General features: G+C 68.6%; 11 protein-coding genes and 1 pseudogene. 11 read left to right on the top strand and 1 reads right to left on the bottom strand.

Annotation, left to right across the window (positions count from 1 at the left end; translation table 11 throughout):
- From ABZ412_RS35240 to ABZ412_RS35225, 4 genes and pseudogenes are all read left to right on the top strand, one after another.
- Positions 1-324 (top strand): annotated as a pseudogene (locus tag ABZ412_RS35240) (long-chain fatty acid--CoA ligase); the annotation flags it as partial.
- 6 nt (positions 325-330) lie between these two features.
- The gene (locus tag ABZ412_RS35235) at positions 331-2,076 is read left to right on the top strand and encodes an amidohydrolase family protein (protein ID WP_357289463.1); all 1,746 of its coding nucleotides are present in this window, start codon (positions 331-333) and stop codon (positions 2,074-2,076) included.
- A complete protein-coding gene (locus ABZ412_RS35230) occupies positions 2,073-2,852 on the top strand; it encodes an SDR family NAD(P)-dependent oxidoreductase (RefSeq protein WP_357289460.1) in 780 nt (259 codons plus the stop codon). Before ABZ412_RS35235 ends, ABZ412_RS35230 begins: the two co-directional genes overlap by 4 nt.
- A 10-nt stretch (positions 2,853-2,862) precedes the next feature.
- Positions 2,863-3,777, top strand: a complete 915-nt coding sequence (locus tag ABZ412_RS35225; protein WP_357289457.1) for an SDR family NAD(P)-dependent oxidoreductase — start codon at positions 2,863-2,865, stop codon at positions 3,775-3,777.
- Here ABZ412_RS35225 and ABZ412_RS35220 read toward each other — a convergent pair.
- A complete protein-coding gene (locus tag ABZ412_RS35220) occupies positions 3,758-4,339 on the bottom strand; it encodes a helix-turn-helix domain-containing protein (RefSeq protein ID WP_357289454.1) in 582 nt (193 codons plus the stop codon). The genes ABZ412_RS35225 and ABZ412_RS35220 overlap by 20 nt on opposite strands.
- A gap of 187 nt (positions 4,340-4,526) precedes the next feature.
- Between ABZ412_RS35220 and ABZ412_RS35215 the strand changes: the two genes are divergently transcribed.
- The 7 genes from ABZ412_RS35215 (at position 4,527) to ABZ412_RS35185 (ending at position 12,758) form a co-directional block, all read left to right on the top strand.
- Positions 4,527-6,614 carry a CocE/NonD family hydrolase gene (locus tag ABZ412_RS35215; protein ID WP_357289452.1) on the top strand — a complete coding sequence of 696 codons (2,088 nt, stop codon included), beginning with the start codon at positions 4,527-4,529 and terminating at the stop codon, positions 6,612-6,614.
- 255 nt (positions 6,615-6,869) lie between these two features.
- Positions 6,870-7,271 (top strand): hypothetical protein, encoded by a 402-nt coding sequence (locus tag ABZ412_RS35210; protein ID WP_357289449.1) that lies wholly within the window; start codon positions 6,870-6,872, stop codon positions 7,269-7,271.
- Between the two features lie 84 nt (positions 7,272-7,355).
- Positions 7,356-8,207 carry an SGNH/GDSL hydrolase family protein gene (locus ABZ412_RS35205; RefSeq protein WP_357289446.1) on the top strand — a complete coding sequence of 284 codons (852 nt, stop codon included), beginning with the start codon at positions 7,356-7,358 and terminating at the stop codon, positions 8,205-8,207.
- A gap of 175 nt (positions 8,208-8,382) precedes the next feature.
- Positions 8,383-8,775, top strand: coding sequence for a hypothetical protein (locus ABZ412_RS35200; protein WP_357289444.1), 393 nt, complete (start codon positions 8,383-8,385; stop codon positions 8,773-8,775).
- Positions 8,776-8,813: 38 nt separating this feature from the next.
- Positions 8,814-9,719: an SGNH/GDSL hydrolase family protein gene (locus ABZ412_RS35195; protein WP_357289441.1), complete on the top strand. Its 906-nt coding sequence runs from the start codon at positions 8,814-8,816 to the stop codon at positions 9,717-9,719.
- Positions 9,716-11,068: an acyltransferase gene (locus tag ABZ412_RS35190; protein ID WP_357289439.1), complete on the top strand. Its 1,353-nt coding sequence runs from the start codon at positions 9,716-9,718 to the stop codon at positions 11,066-11,068. The genes ABZ412_RS35195 and ABZ412_RS35190 overlap by 4 nt, the downstream gene beginning before the upstream one ends.
- A 154-nt stretch (positions 11,069-11,222) precedes the next feature.
- Complete coding sequence (locus tag ABZ412_RS35185; protein WP_357289436.1) at positions 11,223-12,758, top strand: alkaline phosphatase family protein; 1,536 nt, start codon at positions 11,223-11,225, stop codon at positions 12,756-12,758.
- The last annotated feature ends 74 nt before the right edge of the window (positions 12,759-12,832 follow it).

The following is a 12,832-nucleotide window of genomic DNA, read 5'->3' as shown; positions in this document are numbered from 1 at the left end:
TACATCTCCGGCCGCCGTTCGGATCTCATCCTGCGCGGCGGCGAGAACGTCTACCCGCAGGAGATCGAGAACGTCCTCGACGAGCACCCGCTGGTACGCGAGTCGGCCGTGATCGGCATCCCGCACGAAGACCTCGGCCAGGAGGTGGCCGCCATCGTCGTGGTCGACGACCCGGAGACCCTGACCGAGGACGAGCTGCGCGACCACGTGGCCAGGCAACTGGCCTACTTCAAGGTACCCGCCCGCTGGCTGGTCACCGCGGATCCGCTGCCGCGCAACGCCACCGGCAAGGTGCTGCGCCGCGACCTCACCATGGGGAAGTGAATTCCTGTGTACGACACCATCATCAAGAACGGCCGCTGGTTCGACGGCACCGGCGCGCCGTCGGCCATCCGCAATCTCGGCATCCGTGACGGCCGGGTGGCGACGGTCTCGGCCGCACCGCTGGACGAAACCGATTGCGGGCGAGTCATCGACGCGACCGGCCGCTGGGTCATGCCCGGCATGATCGACATCCACACCCACTACGACGTGGAGGTGCTGCTCGACCCGACGCTGTCGGAGTCGCTGCGGCACGGCGTCACCACGCTGCTGCTGGGCTCGTGCTCGCTGTCCGCGGTGCATGTCGGCGGCTCCGACGCCGGTGACCTGTTCGGCCGGGTGGAGGCGATTCCGCGGCAGTACGTGGTCGAGTCGGTGGACTCGTTGAAGACCTGGAACAGCGCGCACAGCTATGTGCAGGCGCTGGAGTCGCTGCCGCTGGGCCCGAATGTGGCCTCGTTCATCGGGCATTCGGACATCCGGACGGCGCAGCTGGGGTTGGAGCGGGCCACCGATCCCGACGTCAAGCCGACCGAATCCGAGATCGCGGCCATGGAGCACAAGCTGACCGAGGCGCTGGACGCCGGATTCGTCGGCATGTCCTCGCAGCAGCTGCTGTTCGACAAGCTGGACGGCGAGGTGTGCCGGTCGCGGACGCTGCCGTCCACCTACGCCACCGCGAAGGAACGCCGGCGGCTGAATCGCATTCTGCGCGACCGCAAACGCGCGTTGCAGGGCGGCCCGGACGTGGCCAAGCCGCAGAGCATGATCGGCATGGCGGCCAGCAGCCTGGGCTTCTTCCGGCCCAAGCTGAAGGTGAGCCTGCTCTCGGCCGCCGACATCAAGGCGATCCCGGGCGTGGTGAAGGTCTTCCCATTGCTGGGCAAGATCATCAACGGCCTGGGTGGCGACTTCCGCTGGCAGCATCTGCCGGTGCCGTTCGAGGTCTACTCCGACGGCATCGACCTGCCGGTGTTCGAGGAATTCGGTTCCGGCGCGGCGGCTCTGCACCTGTCCAACCAGCTCGAGGAGCGGCACGAGCTGTTCCAGGATCCGGAGTACCGGCGCTGGTTCCGCAAGGACTACGACAAGAAGTGGGGCCCGCGCGTGTGGCACCGCGACTTCTTCGACGCCGAGATCACCGAATGCCCCGATCCGAGCGTGGTCGGCAAGACCTTCGGCCAGGTCGGCGTGGACCGCGGCGGCATCCACCCGGTGGACGCCTTCCTCGATCTGCTGGTCGAGCACGGTCCGAAGGTGCGCTGGCGCACGACCATCTCCAACCACCGTCCCGAGGTGCTGAACGCGCTGGCGGCGGATCCCAGTGTGCAGCTGGGCTTCTCGGACGCGGGCGCGCATCTGCGGAACATGGCGTTCTACAACTTCGGGCTGCGGCTGCTGAAGCGAGTGCACCAGGCACAGCAGGCGGGAACGCCGTTCATGACCATCGAGCACGCTGTGCACCGGGTCAGCGGCGAGCTGGCCGACTGGTACGACCTGGACGCCGGGCATCTGCGGGAGGGCGACCGGGCGGATGTGCTGATCATCGATCCGGCGCACCTGGACGACAGTCTGGAGTCCTACGCGGAGAACCCGGTTCCCGAGTACGGCAACCTCTCCCGCATGGTCAACCGCAACGACGAGACCGTCACCGCGGTCCTGGTCAACGGCGAGTACGTGTTCGGGCTGGGTGAGAAGGCCGAGACGCTCGGCAAGGACCGCACCGGCGAGTTCCTGAAGGCGGGTGCGCGATGAACGCACGCAGGTTCGACGGCCGCACCGCGGTCGTCACCGGCGCGGCCTCCGGTATCGGCGCGGCCATCTCGGCCGCGCTGATCGCCGAGGGCGCGAATGTGGTGGGCTTGGACCTCGACGAGGCCGGACTGGGCAAGCGGGCAGCCGAACTCGGCGACGCCTTCGTCCCCGCGGTCACCGACGTCACCGACGAGGACCGGGTGGAGGCCGGAATCGCGGTCGCCGCATCGCGTTTCGGAGGTCTGCACGCCGCCTTCAACTGCGCGGGCGCGTCCCGTATCGGCGCGGTCACCGACCTCACCGAGGCCGACTGGGACTTCACCATCGACCTCATCCAGAAGAGCGTCTTCCTGTGCACCAAACACGAAGCGCGCCTCATGAAGTCGACCGGCGGCGGCTCGATCGTCAATATCTCGTCCCTGGACGCCCGGGTCCCCATGCCCGGCGGCAGCCCGTACTCCACGGGTAAGGCGGGTGTGGTCATGTTCTCCAAGAACGCGGCCCTGGAACTGGCGCCGCACCGCATCCGGGTGAACGCCGTGCTCCCCGGTCTGGTCGACACCCCGCTGGTGGCGGCGGTCATGGGGTATGAACCCGCGAAACAGATGTTCCTGGACCGAATTCCGATGGGCGCGCCCGCGACCCCGGAACAGATCGCGGGCCCATGTCTGTTCCTCGCCTCCGACGAGGCCTCCTATGTCACGGGCATCGACATGGTGGTGGACGGTGGCTGGGAACTGAGCAATTTCCCCAACCTCGCGAAGCTCGCGGGCTGAGCGGTACGTGATGAACACCGATGAGGTCATCGCCGGAATCGACCTCACCGGTCGCGTAGCCCTGGTCACGGGAACCACGGGCGGTCTCGGAGCCGAGACCGCCCGTGCCCTCGCGGCCGCCGGCGCCACGGTCCTGCTCGCCGCGCGGAACACCGCCGCCGCGGGCACGGTCGCGGCCGGTATCCGGACGCGGTTTCCCCGTGCGACAGTCGATGTCGTCGGGCTGGACCTGAGCGATCTCGGCAGCGTCCGCGCGGCCGTGCGGGCCGTCGCCGAGCGCGCGCCCGCGCTGCACCTGCTGATCAACAACGCCGGGGTGATGTACACGCCGTTCGGCCACACCGCCGACGGCTTCGAATCGCAGTTCGGCACCAACCATCTCGGCCACTTCGCCCTGACCACCGGACTGCTGCCCGGGTTGTCGGCGGGTGCGGATCGATCCGGTGTCGCGAGCCGCGTCGTCACGGTGTCCTCGGCGGCGCATCACGCATATCCGGCCGACCTCGACGACCCGAACTTCGAGCGCCGCGAGTACGACAAGTTCGCGAGCTACGGCCAGTCCAAATCGGCGAACGTCCTGATGACGGTGGAACTCGCCGCGCGGGGCGCGGACCGGGGCATCCACGCCTACGCCGTCCACCCGGGCGTCTGCGCCACCGACCTGTCCCGGCACATGTCCCGCGCCGACTTCGCCGAGATGCGCGGGCTCGCCACCCGCAACCCCTCGGCCGTGACCACCCTGAAGACGATCCCGGAAGCGGCCGCGACCTCGGTCCTGGCGGCGACCGCCCCCGGCCTGACCGCGCATTCGGGCGCCTACCTCGCGGATTACGCTGTGGCCCAGGCCAGTCCGCACGCCACCGATCCGGCCACCGCCGCGGCCCTGTGGGAGCTCTCCGACCGCCTCATCGCCCCGGCGTCGTAGTTCGGTCGACACCGGTCCCGGCCCGGCGTGGTTCGACTTCGCGGGCCGCGTTCCGGACCTGCTGCGGCGTCTGGCCGTACCAGCGGCGCACCGCCCGGGTCAGCGCGGACTGTTCGCGCAGCCCGATGAGAGTGGTGATGCGGCTCATCGGCAGATCGGTCTCGCACAGCAGCCGGTGCGCGATATCGCGACGGGCCTCGTCCAGCAGCGCCGTGAAAGTCGTTCCCTCGGTGGCCAATGCGCGTTGCAGGGTGCGCTCGTGCACCGTGAGCATGCGGGCCACGGTCTCGATGTCGGCCCGGGATTCGAGCAGGGCGCGGTCGATGGCCGCCCGGACCCGCGCGGCCGTGGTCCGGGCGGGGCCGGGGTAGTTGCGGTCCAGGAACTGCATGGCGACTTTGAGTGCCCGGCCCAGGGATTCGGCGGGAACCAGGGCGTCGCCGTCGGCGATGGCCTCGGGGGTGATCCCGAATCGCCGGAGCAGTGCCGCGCCGTCGCCGCCCAATTCGTCGATGAGTTCGCGGTATCCACGCAGGCTCGCCGCGCGCGCCATGATCGCCATCGGCCGGTCGCCCTCCCACCGGTTCGTCGTCTGCGCCGGGATCGTAACCCAGCCCGCCAACTGTCTGGGACGGAATGGCCGAATGGGGTTGTCGCGCTGGGGTAAAACGATGTCGCGCTGGGGCGAGTCGCTATTACCGGCCAGTAGCAACAATCTGTCCCAACAACGGTGCGAGAGGTGGGACTCAATGCTGAAGGCGCGATGGCGAACCCGGAGATCAGCCGGGAAGGTGCTGGTGATCCTGGCCGCAGTGGTGGCGGGAACGCAGTTCCTCGCCCCGATGGCCGTGTCGGACACCGCATTCACCGGGATCGACGGCGGCCCGTACGCGGCGGGCTGGACCGCCGCGGCGGACGGACCGCAGCCGCACAACGGGATCGGCCCCGATCTCGCCGTGCCGATCACCATGTCCGACGGCGTCGTGCTGAAGGCCGACATCATTCATCCCGCCGACAACGGCCGTGTCCCGGACGGTCGTCGGCCGGTGATCCTCCAGATGCAGGGATACGGCAAGCTGCCGCTGCTGATCGGCGAGGCGGTGCTCAGCGCCGCGGACGGCCTCGGCATCAAAGAGCCGCTGGAGGCGTGGGCCGCGTCGCTGAATCTGCCGGGCGTCGGAGTGGACGGCCTGTTCGACATGACCCGGCAGCTGGATTCGGGCGCCCTGGAGGCGGCCGCGCAGGACTGGGCGCTCGCCGAGGCCGGATACACCCTGGTGCAGGTCGATACCCGGGGCACCGGCACCTCCGAGGGCGCCTGGCAGGTGTTCGGCGACCGGGAGAAGCAGGATGTCGCCGAGGTGGTGGACTGGATCACCCGCCAGTCCTGGAGCGACGGAACCGTTGGGGCCATGGGGATCTCGTTCACCGCGATCACCGCGCTGGAGGCCACCGACCGGATGCCGCCGGGCCTGAAGGCCGTCTTCGCCTACGAGGGCAGCGCCGACATCTTCACCGATATCGCGGGCCCGGGCGCCGCGGTGGGCGTCGGCTTCCTGGTGCCGTGGCTACTGGGGGTCAACGCGCTCAAGATGATTCCGGACGTGACCGCGCTGCTGGTCGGAAAGTTCGATCCCGCACAGCAATCCCGCTGGCTGCGCGACCGCCTCGCCGATCCGCTGACCCTGGTCGACATGGTCGTCAACGGCTACACCGCCATGACGCCCGACCAGCTGACCGCGCGGACCCGCGAACTGGTGGACCCGAATTCGGGCTTCCGGCGCGGCCTGAAGACCGACATCACCCACATCCGGGTGCCGACCTTCATGGTGGGCGCGTGGTTCGACATCTTCGGCACGACGCTCACCGACACCTTCGCCGCCATCCCGCTGCCGCCCGAGCAGAAGAAGCTGATCATGGGCGACGGCTACCACCTGGGTTCCGGCGTCGGCGGTTTCGGTCATCCGGGCATGCCGCCGCGCCTGGATGTGTTGCAGCGGGCCTGGTTCGACCACTGGCTGCGTGGAATCGACAATGGCGTGGACAGATTCACGCCGCTGATCGTGAAGCAGCAGGGCGGCGGCTGGACCGACGCGCCCGAGTTCCCGCGCGCGGACGCCGTCCACCGCCGGATGTATCTGAACGACATCCCGTCCGGCACCGGTCCGGGCTCCCGCTACGACGGCGGCCTGTCCGCAGACCCCCGGCAGTCGGCCGTGCGCGATCTGACGGTCACCCCGGCGCTGTCGAGCCTGTGCGGCCGCGACGCCGCCCGCATCACGGCGGGCCTGACCGCGATTCTCGACCTGTGTACCAGCGATTCCCGCGTCTGGGAGAACGACGGCCTGTCCTTCACCAGTGGCCCGGTGTCCGCCCCGACCACGGTGTCCGGCCCGATCAACGTCCACCTGAACGTGGTCGAGGACGCCGCCGACGGGTACTGGGTCGCGACCGTCAACGATGTTGCCCCCGACGGTGTCTCGCACGAGATCGCGACCGGCCAGTTGGTCGCGTCCATGCGTCGGATCGACGAGGACGCGAGCCTCCGCTCCGCCAACGGCGACTACACCGAACCCCACTACTACCTCGACCTGGATCGGCGGCAGCAGACCGTCCCCGGGGTCCCGGTCACCCTCGATATCGCCCTGACCCCGATCGAGGCCGTCCTCCAGCCGGGCCACCGCCTCCGGGTGGACGTCTACGCGAGCAATTTCCCCAAGGCCCTCCCGCCGATGATCTTCCTCGCCGATTCCGGGCTGAAGCCCGAGCATCTGCGGCTGGACCCCGACGCACCCAGCTGGGTGAACCTCCCGTCGACGGTCGCGATCCCGGACTAGTTCCGCGGCGCGCCGAGGGTCCGGGGCTCGCTGGGGGGTAGCCCCGGACCACTGGGTGGGATAGTTTCGGGTGCCGGCCGACTGGAACCGGTGGTTGCGGGTACGGTTTGCCTGATCAGGGCGGACCGGATCCGAAGCCCCCAGTAGTCGGGGCCAGTTTTCCGAATCCGGGCGGGTGGGGGTGGCTGGTTTTGTACACTCCCCGCTGAAGTGAACATCTATCACTTCAGTTTTGAGCTCCGATTCGAGGTACTGATGAAGTCTGCTACACCAGGGGTGTTCGCCGTTCGTGCCGCCGCGGCAGTGCTCGGTGGTGCGTTGTTGTTCGCGGGGGTCACGGGGTGCGGCAGCGACAAGTCCTCAGAGGGTTCACCGACCGGTGGTGCGGTGGTGTCGTCGGCGGTGAAGGCCACGGGCGCGCCCGCGCCCACCACGACGGCCGCCGCTCCGGCTCCCGCGCCCGCCGAGTCTCCCGCGCCGGCACCCGCGGCCACCGAACCGGCCGCCCCGCAGCCCGCCGCGCCGGAAGCCCCCGCGCCGCAGCCGGTCGCACCGCAACCGGTGGCGCCCAAGCCCGCTCCGCAGGTCGAGCAGCCCGCGAAGCCCGCCCCGCCCACCCTGGACGCACCGGGCTTCGAGCCCCGCGCCGGATACTGAGAGAGCTGGACTAGTCAGTTGCTGGGCAAGAATGGACGGTGGCTGTGTGCTGCCGTCGTCGCGGTGGCGGCCTCGGTCTCCGCGATGAGTACCACTCCCGCCGGCGCCGATCCGGGCGCCGAGGGCAGAGAGCTTGTGACCCTGGGCGATTCGTTCTCGGCGAACGCCTGGGACTTCATGGACGGCGACAACACCTGTCAACGCCATGGGAAGACCGCCTGGCCGGTGCAGCTGGCCGAGCTGATGGGCGTGCACGGCACCGACCGGGTCTCGGATCCGTCCTGCCCGGGTTCGTCGATCGACAGCGGGCCGGGCTGGACCATGGCCCAGCAGGCGCAGCGGGCCGACAAGGAAGGCGCGTTCGGTCCCAGAACCAAGCTGGTGACGCTGCAGTTCAGCCTCAACGACAAGTGGGGCAAGAACGACCAGACGCTGTGGGGGTCGCTGCAGAAGTGCGTGTTCAACCTGCCGCTCGGCTGTGACCCCGAGGCCATCGACGAGAACCGCTTCCCCGACTACACCGGGGTCTCCGGCGCACTGATGGCCAAGCGCATGAGCAATGCGATCACCTACATCAAGTACTACGCGCCGAACGCGAAGATCGTCCTCGTCGGCTACCCGGAGCTGTTCACGCCGGGCACCAGCACGGTCTGCCTCAGCATCGGCGGCGTCGCGCCCTTCATCCAGTCGCGGGGCCGCGCGGTGGTCGAGTACTTCGACCGCATCGACAAGGCGGAGCGAGAAGCCGCCCAACTACTCGGGATCGAGTTCCTCGATGCCCGCGGGCTCACCACCGGTCATGGGCTCTGCTCGTCGCAGCCGTGGCTGAACGGTGTGTTCGACCCCCGGACAGATCTCGATGGTCTGTTCTTCCATCCGTCCACCCAGGGTGACACCGTCGTCGCCCGTGCCATCTACGACCGCTACGGTCACTGACCGTGTGCACAGCCGGTTATCGACGGTTTGTCCGTCGGTAGCTACTCGTCGAGTCTGCTGGTTGCGCAGGGGTTTTGCAGTTTGCCGAACTCCTGTCGCGGCTCTCGCAGCCTCTTGTACACTCCGCGCAAAAGTGAAAAATCCGCAGTTCAATTTGCGATACGAGGGTTCCAACATGAACATCCGCATCACTGGCAAGTCGACCGCTCGCGCCACCGTGGCCGCCATCGGTTCCGTCCTGCTCATCGGTGGACTCGCTGCGTGTGGCAGCGACAAGGCCACCGACTCGCCCGCCACCACGACCACCTCCGTGGTCGCCCCGGCGAGCAGTTCGGCCGCTCCCGCGAGCAGCGCGGCCCCCGCGCCCGCCGCCCCGCCGGCCACCACCGAGGCCCCCAAGGCCGAGGCCCCCGCCCCGGCGCTCGCGCCGCAGGTCGAGGCCCCCGCGCCGCAGCAGGTCGCGCCGCAGCCGGTCGCGCCCAAGCCCGCGCCGCAGGTCGAGGCGCCTGCCAAGCCCGCGCCGCCGACGCTGGACGCCCCCGGCTTCGAGCCTCGCGCAGGGTACTGACGAACCAGCGCAGGTTCTGAAAGACGGAGAAAGAGCACGTGTCGGGAAACAACGGACGGTGGCTGTGCGCCGCGGTGATGGCAGTCGCCGCGGCCATGGCGGGAACTTCGGGGGCACAGGCGGATTCGACTCCGCAAGGTAGAGAACTGGTCATTCTGGGTGACTCGTTCACCGCGAACGGGTGGGACCCGTCGGGGCAGGACAAGACCTGCCAGCACGGCGCCACCGCCTGGCCGGCGCAGCTGCAGGACCGCTTGGGCCTGCGCGGCGACGGACAGGTGTGGAACCAGTCCTGCCCGGGCGCGTCGATCGACACGGGGAACGGCTACATCCTGAAGGTCCAGGCGAGCAACGCCGACAAGGCGGGCGCGTTCGGTCCGAAGACGAAGCTGGTCACCCTGCAGTTCGGTCTCAACGATGTGTGGGGCGACTCCTCGAAGTCGCCGTGGGACTCGATGCAGGCCTGCTTCTACGACCCCGCGGGCGGCTGTGGGGCCGACGCGGTGGCCGACGGCCGGATGGCCGACCCGAAGAACGTGACCGGCGCCGAGTACGCCGCACGGATCAGCAAGGTCGTCGCCTACGTCCGTTATTACGCCCCGAACGCGCGCATCGTGATCGTCGGGTATCCGGAGTTGTTCACGCCCGGCCAGGACGCGATCTGCTTCGACATCGCCGGTTTCGAGATCGGCCAGCCCCGGGGTCGTACGGTCGTCGACTACCTCGATCGCTTCGATCAGGCGCAGCGGGAAGCCGCGGCGCTGTTGCAGATCGAGTACCTCGACAGCCGCGCGCTCACCCGCGGGCACGGTCTGTGCACACCTGACCAGTGGGTCAACGGCGTGTTCGACCCGAAAGTCAATGTCGCCGGTCTGCCGTTCCATCCGGCTCCGCAGGGCGACGCCGTGATTGCCAACGCCCTGCAGGAGAGGTACGCCCGATGACCCGACCACCCGAAGTCGTGCCCGGCACGCGGGAGGACCCCACCGCGCTCGCGGTGGAGTCCTTCTCCACCCAAGTGATCCAACCGGCGCCCGCGGCGCGCCCTGTCGACACCGCCGCGCCCGCCGTCGAATCCGTCGTCGAGCGGGCCGACCGGGTCCGCCCCCCGCTGCCGTCGCTGACCGGCGCGCGCTGGTGGGCGGCGTTCGCGGTGTTCGTGCTGCACGCGCTGGTGTTCCTGCCGGTGTACCCGTTCCAGAAGTCGGAGATGTTCCGCAACATCCACGCCTGGATTCCGATGCAGCTCGGCGCGGCGGGTGTGACCTTCTTCTTCGTGCTGTCGGGCTTCATCATCTACTGGTCGTTCCGGCCGGGCATGGCGAAGGGCGCGTTCTATCGCCGTCGCGTGCTGAAGATCTACCCGTCGCATCTGCTGGCGGCCGCCGCGTTCATCGTGGTGGCGAGCGTGCCGCTGCACCGCGCGGTGGTGTGGGTGCCGAACCTGCTGCTGGTGCACACCTACGTGCCGAAGTGGACCACGGTCGGCGGCCTGAACGTGCCGTCCTGGTCGCTGGCCGCGGAAATGCTGTTCTACCTGAGCTTCCCGCTGGTGCTGCCGCTGATCATGAAGGTCCCCACGCGCCGGCTGGTGCTGGCGGCGGCGGTCCTGCTGCTGGGCATCGCCGCCCTGCACACCTCCTACTTCCTGTTCTTCGACGGCCCCAAGGGCATCGCGAACGCCTTCGCGCCGCGGCTGGTCCCGGGCACCACGTCGCCGTACTACGAGCTGCACGCCTCCCCGGCGTGGTTCCAGCAGGCGAACATCCCGGTGTCGCTGTCGTATTGGCTGAGCTACACCTTCCCGCTGTCGCGCCTGCCGGAGTTCTTCCTCGGCGTGCTGGCCGCGCGCATGGTGCTGGAAGGCAAGTGGCGCAACACCAACCTGCTGTGGCCGATGGTCGCCCTGACCATCTCGTACGCGTTGACCTGGGTCGTGCCGGTGAACTACAAGATGTCGGTTCTGATGCTGGCCCCGATGACCGCGGTGGTCGCCACCATGGCGAACCGTGACCTGCACGGCATCGGCAAGGTCAACTCCCATCCGCGCATGGTGTGGCTGGGCAACATCTCCTTCGCCTTCTATCTGATCCAGTTCCCGGTCATGGTGCTGATCACCCGATACCTGATCGGCGGCAAGGAGTTCGGCGTCGTCGGCTGGGCGGGCTTCGCGGTGCTGAGCCTGGTGGTGTCGACGGTGATCGCGGCGGCGCTCTACCACTGGGTGGACCTGCCGATCATGAACAACTTCGCCCGCTCCAAGAAGAAGAAGCCCGCGAAGGTCGCCGCCTAGCCGGGCAGTACGTGTCGCACAACCGCTTCCGCCTATTGGTCGAATGACCAATAGGCGGTTCGCGTTCATCACCCGGTCACTGTGGGGCGGGTGGCTCGACATCTGAAACGTGTTCCATTCGGGTCGCATTTGTCACGACCTGTAAGGAACAGCTATGCGCCACAACGGCGTTCGACAACACCTCGGCAAGGCCCTCGCCCTCTCGGCGGCGGCCGCATTGTCCGTCCTGAGCGGCTCGGCCGTCACCCCCACCGTGGCGCAGGCCGCGGTCACCAGCCCGAACCTGATCGTGGACGGCGATGCCGAGGCGGTGGCGCAGTGCTCACCCAAGGGCCTCGACGGCATGACGCTGCCGGGGTGGAGGATCGTCAAGGGTGAGCCGAACGCCGTGTGCTACGGGCAGTCCGGGTGGCCCGGCCCGTCCTCCACCGGCCCCTCGAACCGGGGCTCGAAGTTCTTCACCGGCGGCGGCACCGGCAACTCCGAGATCGATCAGACCATCGACGTCTCGGGTGCGGCCGCGGCCATCGACGGGGGCGGGGTGAGCTTCGACCTGAACGGCTGGCTGGGCGGCTACGGCGCGCAGATGGACAAGGCGAGTCTCACCGCGACCTTCCTCAACGGGTCGGGCGGCAAACTGGGGTCGGCCGACGCCGGCAGCGTGAGCAGCATCGACCGCGGCTTCAATACCGAACTGCTGCAGCGTGATGCGAAGGGCACCCTGCCCAAGGGCACCCGCGCGGTCACGGTCGACGTGTACTTCACCTGGACCAACGGCGACACCACCGACGGCTACGCCGACAACCTGTCGTTCACCATCGGCGCACCGCTGCCCGCCCCGGCGCTGACCGCCCCCGCCACCACGGTCCCCGGCTACGACCACGTCTTCATGGTCTACCTGGAGAACCAGGACTACGACGGCCTCACCGGCATCATCGGCAATTCCGCGGCCCCGTATATCAACGGCCTGCGGTCCCAGGGCGCGACGCTGACCCAGTCCTACGCCACCACCCATCCCAGCGATCCGAACTACGTCGCGCTGGCGGCGGGCGGACTGTACGGGCTGGTCGACAACAGCGTCACCACCACGACCCTCAACGCCCGGCACATCGGCAACAGCGCGGACGCGGCGGGCAAGACCTGGAAGGGATACGCCGAGGACGCCAACGGCAACTGCGACCAGACCGCGCACGGCGAGTACTACCAGGACGACCTGCCGTTCCTGTACTTCCAGAACATGAAGTCCGATCCGGGCTACTGCGCCGCGCACCTGCAGCCGCTCACCCAGATGACGACCGACCTGCAATCCACCGCCACCACACCGAATTTCGTGTGGTTCGCGGCCAACGAGTGCCACAACATGGAGGGCTGCGGCGTCGCCTCGGGTGACAGCTGGCTCGGCGCGACCGTGCCCGCGATCCTGAACTCCCCGGCCTGGAAGCAGCAACGCTCGCTGCTGATCGTGACCTTCGACGAGGGCTTCGCCAAGCTCTTCGGCCCGCTCTACTCGAACCGGGTGCCGACCATCGTGCTCGGCTCGCAGAACTCGGTGAAGGCGGGCTTCAACAGCTCTCAGCGCACCGACCAGTACGGCCTGCTCCGCACCATCGACACCGCGCTGGGCCTGCAGCCGCTCACCAATAACGACCGTTACGCGGCCACGGTGAACGACATCTATTCCGGCCACTGACATCTGGCCCCGGACGCGGCGTGTTCGGTACGACTCGCCGCGTCCAGGGTAGATGGGGGAGGTGCGGGATTCTG

The sequence above is a fragment of the Nocardia sp. NPDC005746 genome (genome assembly GCF_040630785.1).
Taxonomy (GTDB): Bacteria; Actinomycetota; Actinomycetes; order Mycobacteriales; family Mycobacteriaceae; genus Nocardia.
Note: the sequence above shows the minus strand (reverse complement) of the source record. Positions and strands in the feature narration are given on the sequence as shown.

What these genes read in the sequence shown, in the direction of transcription:
- ABZ412_RS35200 (WP_357289444.1), top strand. Translation starts at nt 8,383, where the DNA reads ATGAACATCCGCATCACTGGCAAGTCGACCGCTCGCGCCACCGTGGCC.
- ABZ412_RS35220 (WP_357289454.1), bottom strand. Translation starts at nt 4,339, where the DNA reads ATGGCGATCATGGCGCGCGCGGCGAGCCTGCGTGGATACCGCGAACTC.
- ABZ412_RS35205 (WP_357289446.1), top strand. Translation starts at nt 7,356, where the DNA reads ATGAGTACCACTCCCGCCGGCGCCGATCCGGGCGCCGAGGGCAGAGAG.
- ABZ412_RS35230 (WP_357289460.1), top strand. Translation starts at nt 2,073, where the DNA reads ATGAACGCACGCAGGTTCGACGGCCGCACCGCGGTCGTCACCGGCGCG.
- ABZ412_RS35185 (WP_357289436.1), top strand. Translation starts at nt 11,223, where the DNA reads ATGCGCCACAACGGCGTTCGACAACACCTCGGCAAGGCCCTCGCCCTC.
- ABZ412_RS35215 (WP_357289452.1), top strand. Translation starts at nt 4,527, where the DNA reads ATGCTGAAGGCGCGATGGCGAACCCGGAGATCAGCCGGGAAGGTGCTG.
- ABZ412_RS35225 (WP_357289457.1), top strand. Translation starts at nt 2,863, where the DNA reads ATGAACACCGATGAGGTCATCGCCGGAATCGACCTCACCGGTCGCGTA.
- ABZ412_RS35210 (WP_357289449.1), top strand. Translation starts at nt 6,870, where the DNA reads ATGAAGTCTGCTACACCAGGGGTGTTCGCCGTTCGTGCCGCCGCGGCA.
- ABZ412_RS35190 (WP_357289439.1), top strand. Translation starts at nt 9,716, where the DNA reads ATGACCCGACCACCCGAAGTCGTGCCCGGCACGCGGGAGGACCCCACC.